Source organism: Paenibacillus sp. LC231, assembly GCF_001860525.1.
GTDB lineage: Bacteria > Bacillota > Bacilli > Paenibacillales > Paenibacillaceae > Paenibacillus_AQ.
Window position 1 is genome coordinate 243,519 of record NZ_JFOM01000002.1, and the last position, 25,141, is coordinate 268,659.

Here is a 25,141-nt window from a genome sequence, read left to right on the forward strand (position 1 = left end):
TCTTTCTTAAAAGTAGATAGGAGGAGCATCACACATGATCCGGAGAATTGAGTTTGATCAGCAGCTTGATGAGCTGAGAAGTTTGCTGCAGGATATGGGCAAGCATATGGAGGAGGCACTGGCAAACAGCGTGGAGTCCCTGCAGACCTTGGATGCGGATAAAGCGCAGGCGGTTATCAAGAACGATGTGCAGTTAAACAACATGGAAGAGCAAATCATGGACATCGGTTCCCGCCTAATCGTGACCCAGCAGCCTGTGGCAAAAGATTTGCGCCGGATTTTAGTTGCTTTCCGGATTGCAAGCGATTTGGAGCGTATGGGTGACTTGGCGCGGGATGTCGCTAAAGTGACGATCCGTCTGCAAGGCCAGAAGCTGATCAAGCCACTGGTGGATCTTCCGCGGATGTCGGATTTGGTGCGCGCGATGGTTTCGGAATCCATCGAATCCTATCTGACGGAAAATACGGATCTGGCTTATAAAATGGCCCAGGACGATGATCAGGTCGATCATTTGTACAGCGTGATTTTGCAGGACCTGTATGCGCATCTGACCTCCGATCCGGATTCGGCCAATCAGGCGATGCTGCTGATCATGGTGGGACGTTACATCGAACGGATCGCCGACCATGCAACCAACATTGGCGAGAGCACGGTGTACCTCGTAACGGGTCATCGTCCCGACCTCAATCAATAGCATAATGATAAGTCAAACGCTGGCGAAAGCTGGCGTTTTTTTTGCGAGCATTTAGAAAACTCCAGCGAAGCGAGACTATTCTTTAATCGCATTTATATGTTTTGGGGCCCCCGCAAAGTATTTGGAATAAGCATCTAAGCACAGGCTCCACTTTGTGGGGTTATTTTGCGTAAATCACGAATTCACCGTTAATCGAACGGATTGTTCGGAATTGGCGGTAACCTATGTTATCATGTGGAAAGGAAGTAATATTGGTGCGAGGTGTTCTATGGACAAGCTGATTTTAATTGATGGAAATAATATCATTTACCGGGCATTCTTCGCGATGCCGCCGCTGACCAATGCCAGCGGACAGCAGACGAATGCGGTTTACGGCTTTACGACGATGCTGCTTCGCTTGATTGAGGAACACAAACCGACCCATATGATGGTCGCATTCGATGCAGGCAAGGAAACGTTCCGGCATGCGGATTTTCAGGATTACAAGGGTGGCCGCCAGAAAACGCCTCCCGAGCTCTCCGGACAATTCCCGCTGCTGAAAGAGCTGTTGAAAGGCCTTGGCGTCTCCCAATTTGAAATCGGCGGTTATGAGGCCGATGACATTATCGGGACCATTACCCGTCAGGCTGACGAAGCTGGTCGGAAGGTGATGGTTGTATCCGGGGATAAGGATATGCTGCAGCTGGCTTCGGAGCATACCACGATCGCCATGGTCCGCAAGGGCGTTACCGACATCGAGTATTACGGACCGGAACAGATTAAGGAGCGATATGACCTGACGCCTGATCAGATTATCGACCTCAAGGGACTGATGGGCGATGCTTCCGATAACATCCCCGGCGTTCCAGGAGTGGGTGAGAAGACGGCTCTGAAGCTGCTTCATGAATTTGGATCCGTTGAAGCCGTGGTGTCACGAACCGACGAGCTGAAAGGCAAGATGAAAGAGAAAATCGAAGAGCATGCAGATTCCGCCATACTCAGCAAGAAGCTGGCTACGATCTTCCGCGAAGTTCCGCTGGAGCAGTCGCTGGATGACATGGCGTTTACAGGCTTGAATGAAGAGACGGCAGGACCCGCACTGGCGAAGCTGGAGTTTAAATCGCTCATTGAACGGTTAAACCTGAGCACAAGCGGAGTGGGCGGGGATGCGGCTGAGTCGAAGCCCGAAGCGAAGATTGAAGTGACCCTTGTAGACACGAAGGGGCTTAAGGAGGTTGCGGATAACCTGGCCCAGGTCACCCTACTCCACGTAGAGACGCATGGGGACAATCCCCATCATGCCGAGGTGATCGGGCTCGCACTCGCTACGGAGGAACGGCAGTACTTCATTCCGTTTGAGGTTCTGAAGTCGGAAGAGGCCGGGCCTGTTCGTGCTTGGCTTGCCGATAGCGGGATCCCTAAACGCGGATATGATCTGCACCGCATTGATCTGGCCCTCCACTGGCAGGGCATCGCTTTTGCCGGTGCGGCATTTGACGTTCATCTGGCTGCCTACCTGCTGGACCCAACCGAATCGAATCAAAGTCTTAGCGGTCTGGCCTCCAAATACGGGCTTGCGTATCTTCAAGCCGATGAGGATGTGTTCGGTAAAGGGGCAAAGTACAAGGTTCCCGATATGGAGAAGCTCAGCGAGCACATGGCCAGAAAATGCCTGGCTGTATCCGAACTGGTTCCCGTTCAGGAGAAGGAGCTGGCTGCCAATGAAATGCTGCCGCTGTTCCACGAGCTGGAGATGCCGCTGTCCCGCATTCTGGCCGATATGGAGAAGCAGGGAATTGCTGTGAATGCGGAGGATTTGAAGGAGCTGGGTCGCGAGTTTGAAGGACAGATCGAGAAGCTGGTTCATGAGATATATGAGATCGCCGGAACGGAATTCAATCTTAATTCGCCTAAACAGCTGGGCGAGATTCTGTTTGTGAAGCTGGAGCTTCCGGTCATCAAGAAGACCAAAACCGGTTATTCCACCGATGCCGAGGTGCTCGAGAAGCTGGCGCCTTATCACGATATTGTCCGCTTGATTCTGAAGTATCGTACCTTGGCCAAGCTGCAATCCACTTATGTGGAAGGTCTGCTGAAGGAGATTTCGTCACAAACTGGCAAAGTGCACACGTACTATCGTCAGACGATTGCCGCGACGGGTCGTCTGAGCAGCCAATATCCGAATTTGCAGAACATTCCGATCCGTCTGGAGGAGGGCCGCAAGCTGCGCAAGGTCTTCGTTCCGTCCGAGCCGGGCTGGAGCATTTTGGCGGCGGACTACTCCCAGATCGAGCTGCGCGTGCTTGCGCATATCTCAGATGATGAACGTCTGAAGGAAGCCTTCGTCCACGATATGGATATCCACACGAAGACCGCGATGGACGTGTTCGGAGTCGGCGTGGATGAGGTGGACTCCAATATGCGCCGATCCGCCAAGGCGGTTAACTTCGGCATTGTGTATGGAATCAGCGACTATGGCTTGTCCCAGAACCTGAATATTACCCGGAAGGAAGCCGCTGCCTTCATTGACCAGTATTTCGAGGTGTTCCAGGGCGTCCGGCGTTATATGGACGTGATCGTCAAGCAGGCGAAGCAAGACGGCTATGTGAAGACATTGCTTGAACGCAGACGCTACCTGCCGGAGATTAACGCTAGCAACTTCAACCTGCGGTCTTTTGCCGAGCGGACAGCAATGAATACGCCGATTCAGGGAACCGCGGCGGACATTATCAAGCTGGCCATGGTCCATATGGACAAGGCGCTGCATGATCGTCAATTGAAGAGCCGCATGCTGCTTCAGGTGCACGATGAATTGGTGTTCGAGGTACCGGAGGATGAGCTGGAGATCATGAAGGAATTGGTACCGGAAGTGATGAGTCAGGCACTGAAGCTGTCGGTACCGCTGAAATCGGAAGTCAGCTATGGCGAGAACTGGTACGAAGCGAAGTAAAGTTATACAATATGTTAGCCGATAGAGAATCGTTTATAGGGATCATGGCGTGAAGAGGGGCGCATTATGCACCATACCTTTCCACAAAACCATGGTCCCGCTCTGTCCTAACTTCCGGTATAATGGGAGATGAGGTGAAGACATTATGCCGGAATTGCCGGAAGTAGAAACGGTGAAACGAACACTTAACCAATTGATTAAAGGTAAGCATATAGATCATGTATCCGTACATCTGCCGCGGATTATTCAGCGTCCCGATGATATTGAGGCATTTGCGTTTATGTTGAAGGATCATACCGTGGAAGGTGTAGAGCGCCGCGGGAAATTTTTAAGGATATTGCTGGACGGACTGGTGCTCGTCTCGCATCTTCGAATGGAAGGGCGTTACGGGCTGTACTCTGCCGAGGAGCCGGTGGAGAAGCACACCCATGTTATATTCCATTTCTCGGACGGGACGGAGCTGCGTTATAAGGACGTACGCCAATTCGGAACGATGCATCTCTTTGCAACGGGCGAAGAGTTTCAGCATGCTCCTCTTGCCAAGCTGGGGTATGAGCCGCTGGATGACACGTTTACGTTCGGAACCTTCAAGGAAGTCATCGGCAGCAAAAAAACGAAGATTAAAGCGGTGCTGCTGAATCAGGCATATGTGGTCGGCATCGGCAATATATATGTCGATGAGGCATTGTTTCGAGCCAAGATTCATCCGGAGCGTAACGCCAACAGCCTGAAGGATGCCGAGCTCAAGCGATTGTATCATGCCATTGTGGATACACTGTCCGAAGCCGTAGAAGCGGGTGGTTCCTCCATTAAATCCTATGTCAATGGACAGGGTGAAATGGGGATGTTCCAGCATAGTCATCAGATTTACGGACGGAAGGACAAGCCGTGTCATACATGCGGTGGACCGATTCATAAGATCGTGGTTGGCGGACGGGGGACCCACTTCTGCCCGAAGTGTCAGCCGGTTAAGAAGTAATCCAATAGGCGTGCACCCATTCCTATCCCTACACATATAATGTGGAACATATGTGGAGCGCATGGAGCTGCTCTTCTTCATGAATGAGCCGCTTGATGTGGAGCTTACGAGGAGGGAAAAGGGTGCTCAGTCATATTTTCTCGTCTGCGCTGCTGGCCATGGCATTAAGCCTGGACGGATTCGGTGCGGGGGTTACATACGGTCTGCGCAAAACAAGGATACCGCTGCTGTCTGTATTAATCATCTCGCTATGTTCCGGCTTGGTGCTTGGCGCCTCCATGCAGGCGGGCGCGCTGTTACAGCGGTTCTTATCCCCATCCTTTGCGTCCGTGATCGGAGCCGCCATTTTGATTCTGCTGGGCTTATGGTCTCTATATCAGCAAGTTCGCAGCAAAAACGAGTCAGATGTGCAGCCGGTTTCCAGTAAGGATGTTTCGAAGTCTCTTATGGAAACGAAGACATCTGACCATCAAGTGAAATCAAGACGTGAGGTTAACACGGCAGGTCAAGTGCATCTTCAGCGGGCGGTATTCTCTCTTGAGATTCCGAAGGCCGGGGTTGTCATTCAAATTCTCCGCAGTCCCTCGAAGGCGGATCTGGACGACTCCGGTAGCATCTCCCCGTGGGAGGCGATGTGGCTCGGGATCGCGTTATCGCTCGATGCGTTCGGCGCAGGGCTTGGCGCTGCCATGCTGGGCTTCTCACCGTTAGGTACCGCGGCTGTTGTTTCTTTGTTTAGCGGGATATTTCTGGTGCTGGGCATGAGGGTTGGATTACGCTTTGCATCCAAGGGCGGGATGCGTTTTATCTCTTATTTGCCTGCTTTTTTGTTAATCGTCATGGGTATAATGAAGCTGTTATGAGGTGAAGTCATGAATATCGGTTTAACCGGAGGAATTGCAACTGGCAAGAGCACCGTGTCCTCCATGTTGACCATGAAGGGAGCACTTCTCGTCGATGCGGATCTCATCGCCCGGGAAGTCATGCTCCCGGGTCATCCGGTGCTGGGTAAAGTGACCGAACATTTTGGACAAGAGATCCTGTTTGAGGACGGTACGTTGAATCGAAAAAAACTCGGGGAAGTGATTTTCCATCATCCCGAGCAGAGAACGGTATTGAATGAGATCACGCATCCGGCGATACGGCAGGAAATCCGGGAACGGACGGAAGCGTATGAGCGGCAGTATCCCGACCGGCTGGTCGTAGCGGATATTCCGCTGCTGCTTGAGGCCAAGGAGCATTATTCTTATCTTGACCAGATCGCTGTTGTTTATGTACCGCGAGAGCTGCAGCTTGAGCGTCTGATGGTACGCGATGATCTTAACAGGGAAGCGGCAGAAGCGCGTTTAAACAGTCAGATGGATATCGAGGAGAAGAAGCGTCTGGCGGATATCCTCATCGATAACAGCGGAACATTGGCCGAAACACAGCAGCAGGTGGACAACCTGTGGGGCAGGTTGGTTAGTCTATGAAGTGGCTCCGTAAAAAAAGAGTGCTGCTTCTGCTGTTTGTCTCTTTTGTAGCGCTTCTGTATCTGAGCTCGAACTGGATGACCTTGCTGTATCCGATTCATTATAAGGATGAAATTCGGAAGCATGCCGCTTACTATGAGGTCGATCCGTTCCTGGTGGCATCCATCATTCGTGTCGAGACGAACTTCAAGCCGGGTAAGGAGTCCAAGAAAGGCGCCCTGGGCATTATGCAGCTGATGCCGGATACGGCGAATTGGGCGATGGAAATGGCCAAGCTGCCATCGGTAAACCTGCTGAATGTAAAGAATGAAGTGGATGCGAATATCCAGCTGGGCACCTGGTATATTCAGAACCTGCACAAGGAAATGGACGGCAACCCGATTGCCGCCATCGCCGCCTATAATGCAGGCCCCGGGAACGTCAAGAATTGGATCAACAAGGGCATGTGGGATGGAACCTATGAGAATGTGAAGAGTATTCCCATCGGGGAAACCCGCCACTATGTACAGCGCGTGATTTATTATTATAATCAATATACGGATGTGTATAAGGACGGCTTTTAACGAAAAAAGAGCGCTGGACAGGCTCTTACATCGAGCCGTCCAACACTCCTTTTTTAAGGAAGAATCAATTATTGACCGGAGAATTGACCAGCCAATTGTTGCTCGGCCAGGGTTACAAGACGCTTTGTGATGTATCCCCCGATCGAACCGTTCTCGTAGGAAGTCATGTTACCTTGGTATCCGTCTTGTGGAATGGAGATACCAAGTTCTTGAGCTACCTCGTACTTCAATTGCTCAAGAGCAGCGTTTGCGCGAGGAACAACCAGGTTGTTGGAGTTGTTGTTGCTTTGTGCCATGTTAAGTTCACCTCCTTGGGTTGGTAAAAGTATTATGTCTCGGGTTTCGCATTTTCATAACATAAAAGAAAAAAGTTTTGCTGGTAAATTTTTCATTAGGGCCATTAAGGCTAAATTACGCTGAAAACAAAGGAAGTGAAGATGACTTTATGAAGTGTCCATATTGCAGTTATGCCGGAACGAAAGTGCTGGATTCCAGGCCTGCCAACGAGAATAAATCCATCCGCCGACGCAGGGAATGCGAGCAGTGCAGCAAGAGATTCACAACCTTTGAGATGGTGGAGGAAACGCCGCTGATTGTTGTGAAGAAGGATGGAAGCCGAGAAGAATTCAGCCGGGAGAAGGTACTCCGCGGTTTGATCCGGGCATGCGAGAAGCGTCCGGTATCCGTGGATCAGCTGGATATGATCGTATCAGATGTCGAGAAGGCACTGCGCAATACTGCAGCAGCAGAGGTAGAGAGCCGCCAGATCGGGGAGCTTCTGATGGAACGGCTGTATCCGGTCGATGAGGTAGCGTACGTCCGGTTTGCGTCCGTGTATCGGCAGTTCAAGGATATCAATATGTTTATGAAGGAACTGAAAAGCCTGCTGTCCAAGGATACGGACGGTCAGGAGCTGTAAGAGCGCCAGGGTTCTGCGTGATCCAGGTGCTCTTCCGGTGCTCTCAAGGAGCCCATCCTCATCATCGATAAGTGACATTATATAGAGAAGTAAAAGGGATACAGCACGTCATCAAAAAATGTGAAAAACCTGTTGACATGCCTGCTGATTTTTTATATGATATAGAAGTCGCTTACGGGGCCTTAGCTCAGCTGGGAGAGCGCATCGCTGGCAGCGATGAGGTCAGGGGTTCGATCCCCCTAGGCTCCATAACTTAAGAAACCGCCAAACACAAGGATTTCCGAGTGTTTGGCGGTTTTTTGCTATGCATTGATGTTGAAGATTATGGTGCGTGGTCACACGTTTGGTCACACTGAGGATTTATTTTAGTGATTTTGAGCAAGATTAAGATAAAAATGCAGAGTTCAACTGTACGTTTTGATGCGTTCTCTTTATTCGGCATCTTAAGGAAAGAGGACTTTTTTAAATATTAGCCGAACAGCATCTCACCGTATTGCGTAGCGGTCTCTTTATGAACAGAGGGTAAAACGTGGGAATAGGTATCAAGGGTTACTCTAATGTCAGAGTGCCCGAGAATTTCCTTTACTACTTTAGGGTTCACATTTTTTGACAACATCAAACTCGCTACTGTATGTCTGAGATCGTGGAAACGTATGCGAGGAACTTCCGCGGCAAAGAAAAATGGGAAAAAGTGATGATCGGTAAGAACAGGAAGACACTCATTGTTTGTCAGGAATGTCACAACAAAATCCATCATGGTGAATAGGTATCTTAGTCAAAATGACAAGTGGAGAGCCGTATACTTGGAGACAAGTACGTACGGTTCGGGGGGGAGTTCTCCGAAACCAGTCACAGGAATGTGATAAGGCGCGGGGTCCTTACCCCACTATCGATTCCGTCTTGCTGAACCAGGACTATTTTTAGAAAAATTCAACAGGTTTCGGAAGGATGGGGGTAGTGATGGTCTAAGGATAGACCTTGCTCAAAACTTTAGAAGCCGTAGAGATGTTATCGATGCTGCCAATTACATTTTTCGGCAGATTAAGAGTGAACAAGTTGGTGAGATTTCTTATGATAAAGATGCAGAGCTTGTTTATGGTGCAAATTATCCTGGGGTAACGTTGGACACGGACTACGACTACAAGGCGGAGCTCTTGCTCATTGATCGAGATAAAGGAGCGTCAGGTAGTGACATTTCTATCTATGATCAAATCGAAGATCTTGATACCAATGAATTCCTGAAGGATGGAGTTGAGGATCTTGAACCAGCCCGAATGGAAGCTAAAGTGGTGGCACAAGAAATCAAAAAACTAATAGGACTTACAGGTGGGGAACAATTCCGAGTATTCGATAAGAAACTTGGATCCCTTCGACCAGTGACTTATCGTGATTACGTGGTTTTGATGAGATCGCCCCAAGCATCTGCTCCTTTATTTATTGAGGAATTAAAACTTCAAGGCATTCCAGCATACGCAGAGCTGAACACAGGTTATTTTACAGCTACAGAGATTGAGACGATGCTCTGCCTCCTTAAGGTTGTCGACAATCCACGGCTGATGATTTGGCTAAGGTTCGCACTGTCTACCGCAGTGGGGAATTTTTCGAGGCTGTAGTTAAGTATGTTGGTGAAGAGTTACCTTCCGATCGGGTGCCAGAAGATTTACAATTGTCTATTTTGGAAGTTGCTGCAGCAGATGTAGATCCTTCTAAGACGGCTATCACGGTTGACGGAGATGAACTTGCATTGAAGTTATCTTCCTTTCTGGAACAGCTGGAAAGGTGGAGAACGGATGCAAGGGAGGGCTCATTATCTGATCTCATTTGGCGGATTTACCGAGAAACGAATTACTATGATTTCGTTGGTGGGCTTCCTGGTGGTGTTCAGCGTCAAGCGAATCTAAAAGCACTGTATGATCGTGCTCGGCAGTATGAAGCAACTTCTTTCCGGGGACTCTTTAGGTTCTTACGCTTTATTGAACGTTGAAAGAAGCGGGTAACGATCTTGGGACTGCAACCTCCATAGGTGAGCAGGAAGATGTAGTTCGAATCATGTCGATCCACAAGAGTAAAGGTTTGGAGTTTCCGATTGTATTTGTAGCTGGTATGGGGGGAAGAGCTGGGAAATGTCTCAAAAACCAACAACGCCCTTCCGGCTTTTTTTCTCATTGTTTTGAACTTCGGTAACATTTGGTACCCCCGTGTGCGGCCTCCATGTATGGTGGTGTGACAAGACAAAAGCTAGGAGTTTCCTCCTTATTCGAGATGTTGGGGATTTGTTGTGTGAGCTTACATTCATTTTGGCAAGGTAAAATTTTTACAGAGTAGGGATAAAATATTATTATATACAAAATAGTTAATTTTACGTTAAACTAGGATCTAGTTCCAAGGTATTATATTGTATAAATGGTAATTATATGGATTAAATTTTCTTATCTTGGAACTATTAAATGTTGTATTCATAATGAAGGCATGAAATTCTAACTCCTATTGAATTCCAAGAGAGAAAGGGGATGTTTATTTATAAAATAAGATATAAATAAATGCATTTTCATTTTTATTAGCTTAACTTACATCAAAGCGGAAAATTCCCTCCCAAGGTTCAGGATTGCCCCTGATATGAAGCACATGCAATAAACAACAACTGGAACCTATTCTTGTTTGGAATAAAGTTACTGCATGCTCTTTCCTACATATGCATGTCCACACCAAGCCCAAGATATGAAGTCAACCCAATATAAACATACATACATTAGTGAGCACCACCAGAGCACTAAACTGGAATGATAGCGCATTCATTTCGTGATATTTCATGTAAAAATTAAATGATAAAAAGGCTTGTTTAACCGGTCCATATTTACTAGATAATAGAGGCCTTTTATAAGGATGTAGGAAAATGTTCCATTGGGAACAGAATTGTCGTATTTTTGCTTAACAAATAGATCAAATTGAAGGTAAGGATAATCCCAAGTGAATATATCATATGATGAAACGGTCCGGATCATAATGGACAAGGTTAAGCGGGAAATTAGGGCAGAGCATGACATTGAAGCCTCGGCCTCGTTGGCTGATCTCGGTTTAGGCTCATTGGCAATGGTGTCATTAATCATCGAGTTTGAAGAACATTTTGATATTTCATATGAAGATAATGAAATGTTATTTGAGCATTTTTCTACTATTCAAAAAATCACAGAACGCATTATGGGAAAACTGTCCTCTCAGATAAATCAGAATTGACTGGATAATATAAAAAAAGGGGTTTTGAATATGTTGGTATCAAGCAAACTGTATGATAATTACGTTCAAGTGCTTCAAAAGTTAGTCGATATAGCCGCAGAGGAACATTATAATCCTTACAAAGAGTTCGAGTGGACAGAAATGTTGGATACTAATCAAATGTGGATGAGCGAAAAGCTGTTGTCCATTTATAACACGCCTTATATGGAAAGACTGTCAAAAGAACAGATTATGGTGCTCAGCAAATGGGAGAGTATTAACTTCTACAGCTTAAACGTTCACGGTATTCGAGAGTTATTAATAGAGGTTATTAAACGGATTCATACCGAGGGCTTTGAGCTTCCGTCAGAATTTTTCCACCATTTTGTCGGTGAGGAAAACGAACATATGTGGTTTTTTTCGAAATTCTGTCTGAAATACGGCGGGAAAATCTATATTGATAAGAAAGTTAAAATCGAAAATAGTGGACATTCCGATTTTGAGGATTTTCTTGTATTTGCCCGGATCCTTATTTTTGAGGAAATCGTTGACTATTTTAATATTTGCATGGGCAACGATCGTACACTGGATCCTATTATTCAAAAGATTAATAAGGTTCATCATATGGATGAATCACGGCATATTTCATTCGGCAGAGAAATTGTCAAGGTGCTTCATGAGAATTTGAGGGAGAAATACGATGGGGACAAGTTGAAAGAACTGGAGGATTACATCAAACGTTATATGAAGGCGAGTATTCATTCCTTATATAATCCTATTGTTTATAAGGATGCAGGCATTGACGATCCATACGCTTTCCGTAACCGTTTGCTTGAAATGCCTGAACGGGCGATAGAGAACGAGAAAATATTGAAGCGTACGTCATCCTTCTTTTTGAGAAACGGGATTTTTACAGAAGGAGTTGTAATATAAAGTTGGGAGCTCAAGCGAAAATCGAACAGGTTAAAACATGGATCTGGGATAAATATAACGGAAGCGATATAGATGCACTTGAAATTGGTTGGCATACCGATTTGATTGACAATAGAATTATAGACTCATTGCAGTTTGTCGAGTTTTTGCTCTTTTTGGAGCAACTGACTGGAACCGAAATCTATACATCTGACTTTACTCTCGATAGAGTGAGGACCTTGGCGAAGATAGAAGAAACCTATTTTCATGCAAATGTAGAAAGCGCGTCACTATAGTTTTCTTGAAGTTGCAGGAAGATGTTGATATTGGTTTTTGGAATTTGTGAAATGAACCTATTTTGTTGTAAATAAATTTGTTTTGGAAACTTGGATTTAAATTAAAGGAGATGAACAGCAGTTGAACAACGGAATTGATACAGCGGACAAGGCGTTATATTCGATTGATCAAGGCTTGGCTACGTTTGGCGAGGGCGCAATAAAAATAGTTGAGCAGCTGGATAGCATCTTTCTAAAGCTGGCGCGAGAAGTGAACGCGGAGTATAATGTCTATCCTCCTTTGATGAAGGTACAAGAACTTGCCAGACTGGATTATTTTAAAAATTTTCCTCATCTCGGTCTTACAGTATCGCAATTGTCTCCTGAATCCTGTGATTGTTTTACTAACGATACTTCAGTAGATGCCATACAGTCCGAGTATCATTTGGACAGCCACTATATGCTGCCTTCTGCAGCGTGCTACAACATTTATTTGAATATGCAGGGCCAGGTATTGCCACAAACCAAATACGTGACCACAATCGCCAGATGCTACCGGAATGAGAACGAATATAATGAACTCAAACGGCTATGGAGCTTCCAGATGCGGGAGATTGTCTGCATTGGTAGCACGAAGGACGTTCAGACCCATTTGAAGCAGCACAAAACCAAAATTTTAAGTTTGGCCAAGCAACTGGGACTTCAAATTGAAATCCAGGTGGCAACAGATCCGTTCTATGACAAGGACGGCAGCAAAGCATTGCTTCAACGTCTTGATCCGGTGAAAGAAGAGTTCGTGTATGGGGGGAGCGTTTCCATTGCTTCCGTCAATTATCATCGCAACTTCTTCGGAGAACGCTGCAATATTAAAGACTCCTCAGGGAATAGCGTATTTTCTGGCTGCGTTGCCTTTGGTATCGAAAGATGGCTTCATGCTTTGTTGGAAGCTTATGATCAAAATATCGATGTAATTTTAGAGAAGCTTAAGTTATGAGTGAGGTAAAGCTGTTGACAGCTTTTCAGATGAAGTTGCCTTTGATTCAGGCTGGAATGGGTGGCGTTGCAGGTCCGGAATTGGCTGCTGCCGTCTCGAATCACGGCGGCCTTGGCGTTCTTGCAGTGTACAAGAGCCTCCCGGAAGATATGCTTAAAAATATCGAAAAAACCAGAGAGTTAACTTCTGGTTTTTTCGGGATTAACGTCATTCCGGAGGTTTCCGGTGAAGCGCGTTTGAAACAACAAATTGAAGCAATAGTAGCTAGCGACGAGCGTCGAATTGCAGTTGTATTCTATGGGCTGCCGCCCTTTGCTGTTGTGAATCTCCTTAAGATGGAAAACATCCCTGTGATTATTCAGATCGGAACGGAAGCAGAGGCACAAACGGCAGTGGAAATGGGGGCGGATTTTCTCGTTCTTCAGGGTATTCAAGCCGGAGGGCATCATCTGGGCAGTCAGCGGACAGAACAATTATTTGAGGCGGTAGCTGCCCGAGGGTTCGATGCGGGATTAATTGTAGCAGGCGGAATTGCAACAGGCAGAGACTACGCTGTTTATCGGCAGATGGGGGCGAGCGGCTGCCTGTGCGGAACTCTGTTTGCCTCAGCGCTCGAATCATCCGCGCATCCGCGCTATAAGGATATGATTTGTCAGGCCATGCCTGAGGATACGATAATAACTAATCTTTATGAGATCGGTTGGCCGGGGAGGCAGCACCGAGTCATTCTGAATCAAACGGTCAAGATGGGGAAAAGTCAGCCTACTCATTTTATTGCGAAAACAGTAGTGGATGAAAAGCTTTATCCTGTTGCGAGATTCAGCGCAGCCGCGCCAACGGAGCATACTCAAGGAGAGATAGACAACATGGCGCTTTATTGCGGCGAGTCGTGTCGCAACATCCATATGGTCAATTCTGTTTCCAACATCATGGATCAATTTGCGGCGGAATTAATGGAAAGTTTAGGAGGGAAACGATGAGAGAATTAATTCTCATCCGTCATGGCGAGGCAGAGCATTTAGTCAATGGTACCGGTGGAGGTTGGGCGGATACGCCTCTGACAAGCAAGGGACTGAGTCAGGCCGATCTTACGGGAAGGAAACTGAGGGATCTGCTTTCACGGAAGAAAGTAAACATGTATACAAGCGATCTTGCCAGAGCTCGCGAAACAGCATTCATTATCGGACAATATCTGGATGTCGAGCCACGAATAGACTCGGATTTAAGAGGATTGTCCTTAGGTGTAGCAGGAGAAATGAATAAAGAAGAGGCTGCGAAAATCAAGAAGCCTCTTACGCTTCCTATATTTGATTGGATTCAATTTCCCGAAGCGGAGAGCCAACAGATGATGCAGCATCGCGTAAATCGGTTTATGGACAACAACGTCAATCGGAAGAACGAGACATCAATTATCGTAGCCCATGGCAATTCCTGCGTATCGGTGCTGTATTGGTGGTTTAATATTCAGAGAAAGCTTCTTACGAAAATGATTAAGCCATCCTTCACTGTCGAACCATGCTCCTGCACGCATGTACTGGCGGATGATGCATCGGGCAAAAGAACGATAAAATATTTGAATGACAGCAGACATCTTGAGCAAATGAACGCTTAAAACTCAATTAGGAGAAGAAGTGGATGAAGCATCTCTTTTTAGTACATATCGAACAAGAGAATGAACAGGAGTCAATGGAACTACAGGAGCTTAAGCGAAGAAAATTGGCGGAGAGCGCAACCATCATTCAATCGTATCTCGGGCAATTGGCGCCACTGCTGCTTAGTGGCGATGATCCAATATCCGTGCAAGCATCCACTGTTTTCGCCGAAAACTTTCAAACGAAGCTTGAGTATCACGAGGCGCTTCGGAGGGGCGGCGAAGGCGAACCCGGACAGCTTCCCGGAATTGAACGATTTGCTCAGATCAGAAGGATGATGGAGGAACTGCAGAAAAGAAAGCCCGAAGCAGTAATTGTTGTTATGGATTCACTTCTTATACCTCCTTGTATCGGTTGGTGGCTTATGTTGCCGTCTGAGCATATTGAACAACTCGATGTCAGTATGGAGGCTGGAAGTTTAACTTATTTGAACATTAATAAAACGGGAGATAGAGCGTTGCATGCCTGTTTGTAATGGGAGAAAGTCATATTTTAGAGTGAGGGAGAGCTTCTCTTGAAAAAGTCACGTACCCTCGTCATTAGCGATATTCATGGCTGTGATCAGGAGTTAATTGCATTGCTGAAAGAAGCTGAATTTGATTCCTCCAAAGATCAGTTGATCCTCTTGGGCGATTATGTGGATCGGGGGTTGCGAAGCAAGGAGGCAGTATCCTTGGTCCAACACTTGGTTCAGCAAGAGCATGCCATTGCATTGCAGGGCAATCATGATCACCGTTTTGTGAATGTTGTGGCAGGTCTGGCAACTTCGGAGGAAATTGCGAAGTTTTGGGATAAGGGCGGAGTCCAGACATTTGCCAGCTATTGCGGGGAGGTTGTTGCGGGCAGTGAAGAAGAACTTGTGAATTGCAGTTCGCGTATTCGGACCACTTACTCCGAGCATATTCGTTTTTTGAAGGATTTGCCTATGTATTACGAGGACGAGCATTTCATCTATGTGCATGCCGGTTTAAACCCGTCATACGATGAGTGGAAGATGCAATCACCGTGTGATTTTCTTTATATTCGGGAGGAATTCTATACGGTCGACAAGGATAGGGGAAAAACAGTCATATTTGGCCATACGAAGACGGTGGACTTGCATGGATCGCCTGAGGTTTGGTACGGACCCGGAAAAATTGGCATTGACGGTGGCTGCTCGTTCGGGTACCAATTAAATGGGCTGGAGATCATGGATGGCCAGATCAACCGAATTTATCGGCAAAAAGCAAAAGTGGAATCAAAATAGTACAAGTATTTAAGGACGGTGACGTATGAATAACACATCTTTGCCGATCCAACCATTCACAGATGTTTGGTTGGATTGCAGAACCAATAATCTTATTGCCATGCTGGTAGAGGCAAACCCCGTATTTCGTCAACTTCCATATCTGATCTCAGGTTATTTTTATAACAAGCATCACGACGTCCGTTTGTTTGATAAGCATATGTTTAATATGGAGTTTATGTTTCCGTTTGAGGCGTTTATAGATACGACGGTTGTGACGGTTTCCAATCAACAAGAAGCACATGAAGCCATTCGGGAAGGTTTGGAAGAAGGAGATTATCTTTTCGTTAATTTGGATCGTTATTACTATCCGACAGGTTATGATTCCAACCAAATTCATCGGATTCATCCTGCATTTATATATGACTTTTCCGATACGGAGCAAACATATATGTTGCTGGAGGACTGTATTGAAATCGGCAAGATTGATGTATATCGCTTAGCGTTCAGCGATTTTGATCATGCATTAGTGTTGGATTCGCAGGCTAAGGCGCAAATTTGGCGATGCCGTCCGAAACAAACTGCCAAGCTGGATAATCAAAGTCTGATTCCGCCCGATTATCGGATACCAGGTCTGTACGCCGGTTCAGATATTCCGAATTATGCTATATCCAATGAATTGAGAGCACTTACAGGCACAGAGGAACGGCTTTATGGGGTAGAGGCCTTAAAACATACGGCCAACCATTTAAAGGACATGTTGTCGGAGGTTAATCAGGCAGGTTTAATAACATTGAAGAAATCGGTAAGACGTCCCTTCTTTTATCACTCGGCAAGAATACAGTTACCGGCATTGTTGCGTTCAAGCGGTCTGATTAGTCCGTCGGATGAAGCTGAACTCATTCACATCTTCAAGCAACACTCCGATCTTTGGGAAACGGGGAGCTATCTCATCATGTTTTACACATTGAAGAAAGAAAGAGGGTTGAAAATTAATCCAGATATGCTGGATCAGCTTGAAGAAAAGTTTCTGGAATTATACGAAGCGGAGTTGGGTTTGCAGCAGATAGGCTTGAAAGTGGATGAAATGCTGCTCCGTTCTTGAATCAATATGTAGAGATAAAATGGCAATGGGGGATAAAGAGCATTATGCAGAACAAGACTGGGTCGATATCTCCGGAAAGGACCTCCACTTTGAAGGTCTACTTTTGGATCTTATCATTTGTAAAGCCTTATATTGGGCTTGCCGTTTCACTAGTTGCGTGTGGAATCATTATTGCATCCTGCGAGCTGGCTTTCGCAAAAATCATTCAGCATTTTATCGATGTGATTTATCCCAATCGGGATTACCGAACTTTTATTAATTGGTGTATCGGTCTAGGGGCACTGGCACTGCTTCTTATTTTTGCAACGCTAGGAAGCAATGTTTTTCGTAGAAAGCTTTCGGAGCATACGGCGCGCGATCTGCAATTCACGGCTTTCCAGAAAACAAGAGAGCTGGGCATTCCTTTTTTCGAAAGTCGACCAACAGGCCATACGCTTTCGCTGCTCAATAATGAGGTTGCATCGATACAGGAGATTTATAAGACGTATCTTCCGACGATCATTCAGTTTTCGATATTTTCCATCATATCTTTACTAGTCATGATAACTACGAATGCTAAGCTTACCTTGCTTTTAATTCCGATCTTTGTACTTTATTACTTGATAGGTCCTTATTTTGCAAAAAAGGCGATCATTCATGGCAAGCAGGCTGCCGAGCATCGTACCGATTTAAATAAACAAGTCTATGACAGTGTATCGGCCCTATCTGAATTCAGAGCTTACGGACGACAGAAGTGGAACTTGACACGCCATATGGAGAAGATAACCCGCTATTTGCAGTCCTATTTAAAGATGAATATGTTTTCTTATTTAAGAGGGAGCGTTCGAAGATTCAGCAACAACGCAGGGGCCATAGGCATTATTGCATACGGCGCCTATTTGACGCGTCATAATGAGCTTACCGTGGGTGAATTTGTCGTATTTTTACTGATCTATTTTTATACTATTTTCGTTATGACAAAAATTATTTCCCTTGCTACCGAGCAGAGGCAGTTAATGTTTCAAGGAGAAATTTTATATCGATTTCTGAATCAAACGCCCGAGGTCGTAGAGGATCGAGATGGTGTTAAGCTACCTGAGATCAAAGGAGATATTGTATTTAAGGATGTTCACTTCAGTTACAAGGACCAGCTTATTATAAATGGATTAAATTTACACATCCGTGCTGGTGAAAAGATAGCTATTGTAGGGGCAAGCGGCAGCGGCAAGTCGACCTTACTCAAGCTCATACCCCGCTTTTATGACCCTAACCAGGGAAGCATTGAGCTGGATGGGGTTCCGATCGCACGCCTGTCCTTCAGCCAGCTTCGTGATAGCATGGGATATGTGTTTCAGGATACCTATTTGTTTGGAAAATCGATTAGGGAAAACATCAGGTTCGGAAATCCGGATGCGACGGAAGAAGAAATTATTGACGCGGCTAAGGCAGCGCATGCGTATGATTTTATTTTCAAGCTGCCAGAGGGGCTGGATACGCTTGTTGGCGAAAGAGGAGTAAAGCTTTCCGGAGGGCAGCGTCAACGGCTATCTATCTCCAGAATGTTTATTAAAAAACCGTCGGTGATTTTGCTTGATGAGGCGACTTCGGCTCTGGATAACATTAGTGAGAAGGAAGTACAGCTAGCCCTCGACCATTTAATGCAAGGTCGAACGACTATCGTGGTCGCACATCGCCTGACGACAATCCGCAACGCAGATCGCATTATTGTGTTGGAGGCAGGGGAAGTTGTGGAATCCGGCACTTATGATGAACTGATTGACCAACGAGGGGCATTGTATGAGTTGGCTAATGGTAAGGTGCTTGCATAGGAATGGGGGCTTATAGATGAAAAGCAATGCATGGATATTGGAACTGCTCAAAAAACATAAATGGTTATTGCTGCTGGCGCTGGGGCTGGTAGGCATTCAAAGCGCTTTGGGTGTTCTCATTACCGGTTTTCAGAAGTATATTATTGACGATATTTTCATTCTAGGCGAATATGACAAGCTCGTGCCTCTATTGCTGCTGTTCGGAGCAGCGGTGCTTGGATATTCGTTATTATTTACCATAGCTCCATACATGTCCAAAAAAAATGAGTCGAAAATTTTTGAATCGCTGAATGAGTCGTTAATGTCGGCCCTTCAGCGACTCCCGATGTCTAAAATTCAAGGTGAACGAACCGCCCAATATGTACAGCTCTTTACATCCGATATCAAGAAAGCGTCCACGCTTCTGGGCGTCGAGCTGTTTACCGGTTTTCAACTTCTTACGACCATTGTGATACTAAGCGTTGTCATTGGCATCATGAATCCGCTTCTTCTGGTTTTTGTATTTGTCATTAGCGCAGCCTATGTTTTAGTCGGTCGTTATTACCTGCCCAAGCTCCGCGTGGCCTCAGGGGAGGTTCAAGAAAATAGGACCAATTTGACGGTCATGATGGAGGAGGGAATTTCCTCCACGAGAGAAGTGATTGCTTTTAATCGCTTATCCTGGGAGCGAAATCAATATCAGCAATTATACGAGCGCTTTTTTAGTAAAGCAATGAAAGAAGAGAGGTTGTACAACCGAAAGGTTGGCTTTACCAGTCCTCTGAAGTGGGGAGTGAAACTAGCCGTCTTTAGCTATGGAGGATACCTGCTTATGCAAGGCGATATTACAGTCGGAATGTTTGTTGTACTGTATCAATTTTCGGATCTCTTAATTGATGAAATTAATTTGTTTTCCAATTTTCTGGCAACAACATCGATTAATATGGCTTATCTGGATCGGATCAAGCGCATACATGATGAACCGAAAATAAAGGAAGGTACAAAAAGTTTATCGGGTCCTATCGACAACGTTCATTTCGAAAACGTAACGTTTGCTTATAGCGAGGCGTCAAATAATGTCTTATCCCAGCTCACTCTTGATTTGCCGATGAACAAGAAAATTGCTTTTGTTGGCCCTAGCGGCGGCGGCAAGTCTACGATTAGCCAGTTATTGATTCGTTTCTTTGAACCTACGCACGGCGCGATCTATGTAAATCATCAACTACTCGATGCCGTTAAGAGGGAGGAATGGTCCTCGCGTGTTTCTATTGTATTCCAAGATCCTTATTTACTGCCTGATACCATTCGCAATAATATAACCTTGGGACGAGAGCATGTCAGTGAAGAACAAGTCAGGAAGATGTGTGAAATGGCAAGGATAGACACGGTAATCGAACAATTGTCAGACGGTTATGAGACGATAATCGGCGAACGTGGCGTAACCCTGTCGGGAGGTCAACGTCAACGGCTTGCGATTGCCCGCGCACTGTTGGATAATCCGGAAATTCTTATTTTTGATGAGGCCACATCCTCTCTGGATATGGAGACTGAAAGAGTGGTCCAGCAAGGAATCGACGAATATCGTAATGGTAAAACGACGATTGTAATTGCCCACCGGTTGTCCACAATTCAGAATGCAGACCTTATTTATGTATTGGATAAAGGTCGAATCGCCAGTTTCGGGACACATGAAGAGTTGCTAGAGAAATGCAATGTTTACTATGAATTGTATACCGCTCAGGATAAAACGGGGCTTGATCCAGTAGAAATGTTTGCAGTAAATTCTTAAACCTTTCATTTAAGTAAATGCAGGATGGATATAAATGATCGTCACTGAGGAGGGCAAGAGTCATATGGATATTTTTTCGAATGTACTGTTTTATAATTATATGAGTTGCAGGAAGTCGCAAATTTTAAGAGGGTTGGATCGCAGATTTCCGCTGTATCTATTGTTTAGCCAGGTTTATGAAGAATCGGCTAATGTATACGAACAAATTATGGTGAACGGAAAAAATGGTTGGGGATACCCCTGGGATATCCATATCAATCATCCTTTGCTTGGCATTAAGGAAGAGGTTCGTTCGTATTCAGACTTTCTGTCGGCTAAATCGGATATTCTAGAAATAATGAATGACGGTAGAGAAGTTTATATTTGGACAAGAAATCGTTATATCTCGCATATGGAAGTGAATCAAGCCGATCCTCAAGGAATTCATTCTTTAACCTTGATGGAATACTCAGACAACAAGTTCACCATTATGGATTATCCATTCCAACGGGAATATGAGACTGAAGTTCTGGAGCAAGCGTTCAACGATGTACCGGAAGATAAAAGGATAGTCACTACTTATCAGATGACCACATTTGATATTTCAAAAGAAACGAAACATGAAATCAATAGGGAGTTTCAGCAGCGTATCCTAAACAGTAATGATGATTTTTCTATGTATGATCGCCTGATTCATGAGTTGGAGCTAAAGGGGGTCAACAAGTTCATCCAGCAATCGATGCATGTATTCGGTGTGATTTCACTATCCCGGTTGCTTACCTCTATCTTTATGGAGGCTAATGGTTATTCCGAAGGAGCTGTGTATGCGGCGCAACAAGCGGCAAAAGCAGCGGAAAGCATGAAAAATAATTTTTTGAAATTAAATATGAAGCCGTCAAGATTAAAGGCCGACGAAATATCTGAGAAATTCGAGCAAATCAAGCAAATTGACAGAAGCTTCTTGCAACTTATTCAGCATGAGATTAAAACGGGCGAACGAAAAAATATTGAAGTGAAATCGCTAGCCATGCCCGAGAAATTGAAGATTTTGCAAACAACCGATTCGAGCGCATGGATCTCCTGGGAGGATTCTCAATCTGAGCGGGAAGCCATTGAATATGAAATCAGGTTAAATGACGTTCTGTTGGATTGCTGCATCTCCAAAGATTATATTGTAGGTAATCTGCAAGAGTCCACTGCATACACGATTGGTGTTCGGGCTAAAAATCGGTTCGGGAATTATAGCCAAGAGGCAAAGCTGAATATGGTAACTGAGAGTTTAAGCCGTTATGGCATATTATCCAATTTCAAACCGGTTTTTGTTTCATCCGCAGAAAATGAGGATTTGATTGGACGGCGGATAGTCGATAACAATTCGGATACCCGTTGGAGCAGTGAATACAGCGATCAGCAGTGGGCGTATGTTGATTTGGGCAGTACGAAGGATATTACACGAATTCGGCTTCATTGGGAAGGAGCCTATGCCAAGGAATACGAAATTATGCTATCGAAAGATTTGGAGAATTGGAAGTTGATTGAAAAAGTGAATGATGGTCAGCCGGGGATATTTGAGTTGAAGCAACTGACGGAAAAAGCTCGGTATGTAAAAATAAATTGTTTGAAAAGGGCTAATATCTACGGATATTCCCTATGGGAACTATCAGTATTCAATGATGAACCAGCAGCCATTCCATCATAAATCGAATATCAAATTTTTTTCTCCCGAGTTACTCCGATTAGTGAGTAGTTCGGGCTTTGTTTTATAGGATGGCGATCACTGGTCGGACCATAAGCCAAAAGCTAAAAGCTAAACTTATACATGTTGCAATATAAAAATGGATATGGAGGAGGCATATCTATCCGTATATGATCGATAAGGGGGCTCTCGGCTGAATCCTCATATTTGCTTTGAAGTACAAAAATTTCGAAGTGGCAGTGTGGGGGAATGAAGTGTGTTTCACGGTCCTTTCGACTACATTGACTAGAAGGTTCGCGATGCATTTGTTGTTCATGATGGCGCATATATTGAGTTCGTTCAACATGTGATACACGGTATCGCGATTTTGTTTGAATTTCTTTTAGTGGAGAAAGAGCCGGGCAGATACTGAAACGGAAAGAGCCTGCTCTTGCTTGGTTCAATTGATTTTTTATACTGTTATCCACTCCATCGTATAACGCTTCATCAGGGAGAAAGCTATATTTTTACGAATGAAGGGAATCAGTCCCTAAATCTGCAAAGCGATGCTTCCAGCAGCCAGGAGAAGCGTTACGATTATGCTGAATACGCCCCCGACGGCACATTAGACAATTCAGACTTTAACAGTGTCTCAAAGCCGGCGGTAGGCCAAGGAAATGAAATCATTATTACCGGGGCTACGACCAACCCGGTAACCGTAGGGTTTCCATACGATATGTTTAACGGGGAGTATAGTGCGGAACCGGCGTATACGAGGATCATAATGAATCAAGGACAAAGCTATCAGTTTACGAATGTGAGCACGAAGACGGACACGCTGGAAAGTGACGGCAAGTCCAGTGACCGTTTCGATTATGTTGTTTATTTACCGGACGGAACGGAGTACTCAAGAGGAACGAATACTTCAAATAAACCTAGTGTTGCAGCAGGACGTACCGCAGTACTTACGATGGTTACGGCCACCCCTGTTACATTCGGGGTCCCGTACCGCACGTTTGATGTACGGCCCACTGGAGGCAGTGCTATTAGCCGGATAACCGTTTATCCGGGAGATACGTATGTTTTTTATAATAATGGATCGCTTACAAATCCCATTCGGAATGATGCAAGTAACGTTGGCGGCTTATTTGATTACGTTATTTATAGACCCGACGATACCATATACAGAAGCGGATTTAATCAAAAAGGGAGCCCGAGCATTCCTTCATTGGGGTACGCGATTGTCTCGAACATCGGAAATACACCCATCGTGTTTGACTATACCGACGATTTTGCGGTGGAAGGCAGTGCGGAGCCTGCATTTGAAAGGGTGACTTTATACCGAGGGGAAAGTTACGAGTTCACGAATATTAGTAGCAGTCTCGAATATTTGGACAGCGACGCTTCCTCTTCGTCTGGTCGGTTATTTGATTATGTTACTTATTACGAAGATGGGACTGAACGTTCGCGAGGACTAGCGACAAGCGTTGAACCCAAAGTGTATCCGAATAACAAGGCAGTTGTAACTGCAGTGTCGGATAACCCGGTGACTTTTGGTGCCATATATACCGTGTTCCAAGGCGGTGGAAGGCCTAATGAAGCTATCAGTCAAGTTACCCTTAATCCCGGGGAGTCCTATATATTCCGTAACCATGGGACACTGTCTAATCCTATTATGAATAATGCCAGTAAAGTAAACGGGATATTTGATTACGTCATGTATAAAGCGGATGGTAGTCGATCTTCGGACGCCTTTAACCGAAGCTCCAGTCCGCAGGTACCGAAACAAGGCCATGCGAACGTCACTGTTGCCGGTACCCAGCCCATCGTGTTTGATTATACGGACGATTTTACGGTGGAGCCAAGTACAGAGCCTGCTTATCTGCGCGTAACCTTGTCCAAGGGAGAAAGCTTCTCGTTCACCAATGTCAGCACGGAAAGCGAGTATTTGGATAGCACAGCTTCCTTGGCGGGTGGTCGTACCTTTGATTACATCATCTATGATGCAACGGGAGCAGAACAGTCATAGTTATTAGATGAGTACCAGGTTTCAAAAGAGGCGGAATATATTGCGTTGCTTGCTATGGGATTTTTACCTGCTAACGGTGCCGGTAACAAGAGTACTAAGGCTTGGGTTCGGATGACTACAAAACAATCTACTGATGCGGCTAAGAAATTAGGTTATGAACCGACGAACTACACTGCTAAAAATGGTGAAAGGATATACTATAATAAGAAAACTAAAACCTATATCAGTCAGGATATTGGCAGTGGTGATGGTAGTGGTCCTCATAATGGGGGGGTATGGAAAATGGCAAAATCACCTGAGGCATTGAATAAGAAGGATACACGGATGGGCACGTATGATGGAAACTTGAAAAGAATAGGTGATTAAAATGAATAAGTATCGTATTTCAAAGTACAACCCAATTTTTAGGGGAAGTACTGGCAGATATTCGAAAGAAGATTGGACGGCGATAAGCGATATAGGAAAAACCTTTGATGGCCAGTTACTTACGGTTGAACTTTACAAGTCAGTTGAAGATAACTATGTAAATACCGTAGGAACAATTATGAATTATTTGAATGTATCTCATCTTACAGTAAGTAATATTAGAAAAGGTTCGAATGAAGAAGAATTCGAAAAAGTTGTTACGAAATATCAACCGCTATATAACAATAACGAGATAAGAGATGCATATTACAATCTTGTTGACAACACGAAACTATCTGCTCAAGAAATTGGACCTGTGGTGAGACTGTTGCTGAGGGAAGATATCGGAGCTGATGTGTATTGTGAGAATGTGATGAGAGTTTTTATTGGATACGATTATCTAATGGGAATTCATACAGCCCAACCCATCGAATCAATAGTTCTCGATATTGAAAGAATGGGAGTGTTTGTCGAAAAAGTGTAATAATAAAGCATTATTATTGACCTTAGGGGAACAATTCCTTCAAGGTCTTTCTTTACCTCAC

The 25,141-nt window shown here is 45.1% G+C and carries 28 protein-coding genes and 1 tRNA gene; 27 read left to right on the top strand and 2 right to left on the bottom strand.

Annotation, left to right across the window (positions count from 1 at the left end; translation table 11 throughout):
* Window positions 1-34 precede the first annotated feature (34 nt).
* The 6 genes from phoU (at window position 35) to AK95_RS01290 (ending at window position 6,637) form a co-directional block, all read left to right on the top strand.
* Window positions 35-694 (top strand): phosphate signaling complex protein PhoU, encoded by a 660-nt coding sequence (gene phoU, locus AK95_RS01265; RefSeq protein ID WP_071218082.1) that lies wholly within the window; start codon window positions 35-37, stop codon window positions 692-694.
* 268 nt (window positions 695-962) lie between these two features.
* A complete protein-coding gene (polA, locus tag AK95_RS01270; protein WP_071218083.1) occupies window positions 963-3,623 on the top strand; it encodes a DNA polymerase I in 2,661 nt (886 codons plus the stop codon).
* A gap of 145 nt (window positions 3,624-3,768) precedes the next feature.
* Entirely contained in the window at window positions 3,769-4,602 is an 834-nt protein-coding gene (gene mutM / locus AK95_RS01275) for a DNA-formamidopyrimidine glycosylase (protein WP_071218084.1), read from the top strand.
* A 122-nt stretch (window positions 4,603-4,724) separates the two neighbouring features.
* Window positions 4,725-5,465 (top strand): MntP/YtaF family protein, encoded by a 741-nt coding sequence (locus AK95_RS01280; RefSeq protein WP_071218085.1) that lies wholly within the window; start codon window positions 4,725-4,727, stop codon window positions 5,463-5,465.
* Window positions 5,466-5,474: 9 nt separating this feature from the next.
* Entirely contained in the window at window positions 5,475-6,074 is a 600-nt protein-coding gene (coaE, locus tag AK95_RS01285; RefSeq protein ID WP_071218086.1) for a dephospho-CoA kinase, read from the top strand.
* Complete coding sequence (locus AK95_RS01290) at window positions 6,071-6,637, top strand: lytic transglycosylase domain-containing protein (protein WP_071218087.1); 567 nt, start codon at window positions 6,071-6,073, stop codon at window positions 6,635-6,637. The genes coaE and AK95_RS01290 overlap by 4 nt, the downstream gene beginning before the upstream one ends.
* A 68-nt stretch (window positions 6,638-6,705) precedes the next feature.
* Here AK95_RS01290 and AK95_RS01295 read toward each other — a convergent pair whose 3' ends face one another.
* Window positions 6,706-6,933: an alpha/beta-type small acid-soluble spore protein gene (locus tag AK95_RS01295; protein ID WP_053492022.1), complete on the bottom strand. Its 228-nt coding sequence runs from the start codon at window positions 6,931-6,933 to the stop codon at window positions 6,706-6,708.
* Window positions 6,934-7,082: 149 nt separating this feature from the next.
* On the opposite strand from AK95_RS01295, the gene nrdR reads away from it, so the two are divergent.
* On the top strand, window positions 7,083-7,556 hold the full coding sequence (gene nrdR, locus AK95_RS01300; protein ID WP_071218088.1) for a transcriptional regulator NrdR: 474 nt from the start codon (window positions 7,083-7,085) through the stop codon (window positions 7,554-7,556).
* Window positions 7,557-7,732: 176 nt separating this feature from the next.
* Window positions 7,733-7,805, top strand: a tRNA-Ala gene (locus tag AK95_RS01305).
* Window positions 7,806-8,025: 220 nt separating this feature from the next.
* On the opposite strand, the gene AK95_RS01310 is transcribed toward AK95_RS01305, so the two are convergent.
* Window positions 8,026-8,211 (bottom strand): tyrosine-type recombinase/integrase, encoded by a 186-nt coding sequence (locus AK95_RS01310; RefSeq protein ID WP_481855803.1) that lies wholly within the window; start codon window positions 8,209-8,211, stop codon window positions 8,026-8,028.
* A 39-nt stretch (window positions 8,212-8,250) separates the two neighbouring features.
* Between AK95_RS01310 and AK95_RS35215 the strand changes: the two genes are divergently transcribed.
* From AK95_RS35215 to AK95_RS01395, 19 genes are all read left to right on the top strand, one after another.
* Window positions 8,251-8,322 carry an HNH endonuclease gene (locus AK95_RS35215; protein ID WP_343225147.1) on the top strand — a complete coding sequence of 24 codons (72 nt, stop codon included), beginning with the start codon at window positions 8,251-8,253 and terminating at the stop codon, window positions 8,320-8,322.
* 262 nt (window positions 8,323-8,584) lie between these two features.
* Window positions 8,585-9,169, top strand: a complete 585-nt coding sequence (locus AK95_RS35265) for a hypothetical protein (protein WP_481855804.1) — start codon at window positions 8,585-8,587, stop codon at window positions 9,167-9,169.
* A 53-nt stretch (window positions 9,170-9,222) separates the two neighbouring features.
* Window positions 9,223-9,540 carry a hypothetical protein gene (locus tag AK95_RS35270; protein WP_071218091.1) on the top strand — a complete coding sequence of 106 codons (318 nt, stop codon included), beginning with the start codon at window positions 9,223-9,225 and terminating at the stop codon, window positions 9,538-9,540.
* A 65-nt stretch (window positions 9,541-9,605) separates the two neighbouring features.
* Window positions 9,606-9,740: a hypothetical protein gene (locus AK95_RS35275; RefSeq protein ID WP_481855802.1), complete on the top strand. Its 135-nt coding sequence runs from the start codon at window positions 9,606-9,608 to the stop codon at window positions 9,738-9,740.
* A gap of 783 nt (window positions 9,741-10,523) precedes the next feature.
* Complete coding sequence (locus tag AK95_RS01325) at window positions 10,524-10,790, top strand: acyl carrier protein (RefSeq protein ID WP_071218092.1); 267 nt, start codon at window positions 10,524-10,526, stop codon at window positions 10,788-10,790.
* 30 nt (window positions 10,791-10,820) lie between these two features.
* On the top strand, window positions 10,821-11,702 hold the full coding sequence (locus AK95_RS01330) for a diiron oxygenase (protein WP_071218093.1): 882 nt from the start codon (window positions 10,821-10,823) through the stop codon (window positions 11,700-11,702).
* Window positions 11,703-11,704: 2 nt separating this feature from the next.
* The gene (locus tag AK95_RS01335) at window positions 11,705-11,977 is read left to right on the top strand and encodes a phosphopantetheine-binding protein (RefSeq protein WP_083397495.1); all 273 of its coding nucleotides are present in this window, start codon (window positions 11,705-11,707) and stop codon (window positions 11,975-11,977) included.
* 121 nt (window positions 11,978-12,098) lie between these two features.
* The gene (locus tag AK95_RS01340; RefSeq protein ID WP_083397496.1) at window positions 12,099-12,950 is read left to right on the top strand and encodes an aminoacyl--tRNA ligase-related protein; all 852 of its coding nucleotides are present in this window, start codon (window positions 12,099-12,101) and stop codon (window positions 12,948-12,950) included.
* Window positions 12,947-13,930, top strand: coding sequence for an NAD(P)H-dependent flavin oxidoreductase (locus AK95_RS01345; RefSeq protein ID WP_071218094.1), 984 nt, complete (start codon window positions 12,947-12,949; stop codon window positions 13,928-13,930). Before AK95_RS01340 ends, AK95_RS01345 begins: the two co-directional genes overlap by 4 nt.
* Window positions 13,927-14,562 carry a histidine phosphatase family protein gene (locus AK95_RS01350; RefSeq protein WP_071218095.1) on the top strand — a complete coding sequence of 212 codons (636 nt, stop codon included), beginning with the start codon at window positions 13,927-13,929 and terminating at the stop codon, window positions 14,560-14,562. The genes AK95_RS01345 and AK95_RS01350 overlap by 4 nt, the downstream gene beginning before the upstream one ends.
* Window positions 14,563-14,585: 23 nt before the next feature.
* The gene (locus tag AK95_RS01355; protein WP_071218096.1) at window positions 14,586-15,077 is read left to right on the top strand and encodes a hypothetical protein; all 492 of its coding nucleotides are present in this window, start codon (window positions 14,586-14,588) and stop codon (window positions 15,075-15,077) included.
* A gap of 39 nt (window positions 15,078-15,116) precedes the next feature.
* Window positions 15,117-15,848, top strand: coding sequence for a metallophosphoesterase family protein (locus tag AK95_RS01360; protein ID WP_071218097.1), 732 nt, complete (start codon window positions 15,117-15,119; stop codon window positions 15,846-15,848).
* 25 nt (window positions 15,849-15,873) lie between these two features.
* A complete protein-coding gene (locus AK95_RS01365) occupies window positions 15,874-16,932 on the top strand; it encodes a hypothetical protein (protein ID WP_071218098.1) in 1,059 nt (352 codons plus the stop codon).
* A 44-nt stretch (window positions 16,933-16,976) separates the two neighbouring features.
* Window positions 16,977-18,740, top strand: coding sequence for an ABC transporter ATP-binding protein (locus tag AK95_RS01370; protein ID WP_071218099.1), 1,764 nt, complete (start codon window positions 16,977-16,979; stop codon window positions 18,738-18,740).
* A 16-nt stretch (window positions 18,741-18,756) separates the two neighbouring features.
* Window positions 18,757-20,508, top strand: coding sequence for an ABC transporter ATP-binding protein (locus AK95_RS01375; protein WP_071218100.1), 1,752 nt, complete (start codon window positions 18,757-18,759; stop codon window positions 20,506-20,508).
* Window positions 20,509-20,572: 64 nt separating this feature from the next.
* The gene (locus AK95_RS01380; protein ID WP_071218101.1) at window positions 20,573-22,186 is read left to right on the top strand and encodes a discoidin domain-containing protein; all 1,614 of its coding nucleotides are present in this window, start codon (window positions 20,573-20,575) and stop codon (window positions 22,184-22,186) included.
* 427 nt (window positions 22,187-22,613) lie between these two features.
* Window positions 22,614-24,191, top strand: coding sequence for a hypothetical protein (locus tag AK95_RS01385; RefSeq protein ID WP_071218102.1), 1,578 nt, complete (start codon window positions 22,614-22,616; stop codon window positions 24,189-24,191).
* A gap of 54 nt (window positions 24,192-24,245) precedes the next feature.
* Window positions 24,246-24,557 (top strand): toxin C-terminal domain-containing protein, encoded by a 312-nt coding sequence (locus tag AK95_RS01390; RefSeq protein WP_083397501.1) that lies wholly within the window; start codon window positions 24,246-24,248, stop codon window positions 24,555-24,557.
* A 1-nt stretch (window position 24,558) separates the two neighbouring features.
* Window positions 24,559-25,080: a hypothetical protein gene (locus tag AK95_RS01395; RefSeq protein ID WP_071218104.1), complete on the top strand. Its 522-nt coding sequence runs from the start codon at window positions 24,559-24,561 to the stop codon at window positions 25,078-25,080.
* Window positions 25,081-25,141: the final 61 nt, after the last annotated feature.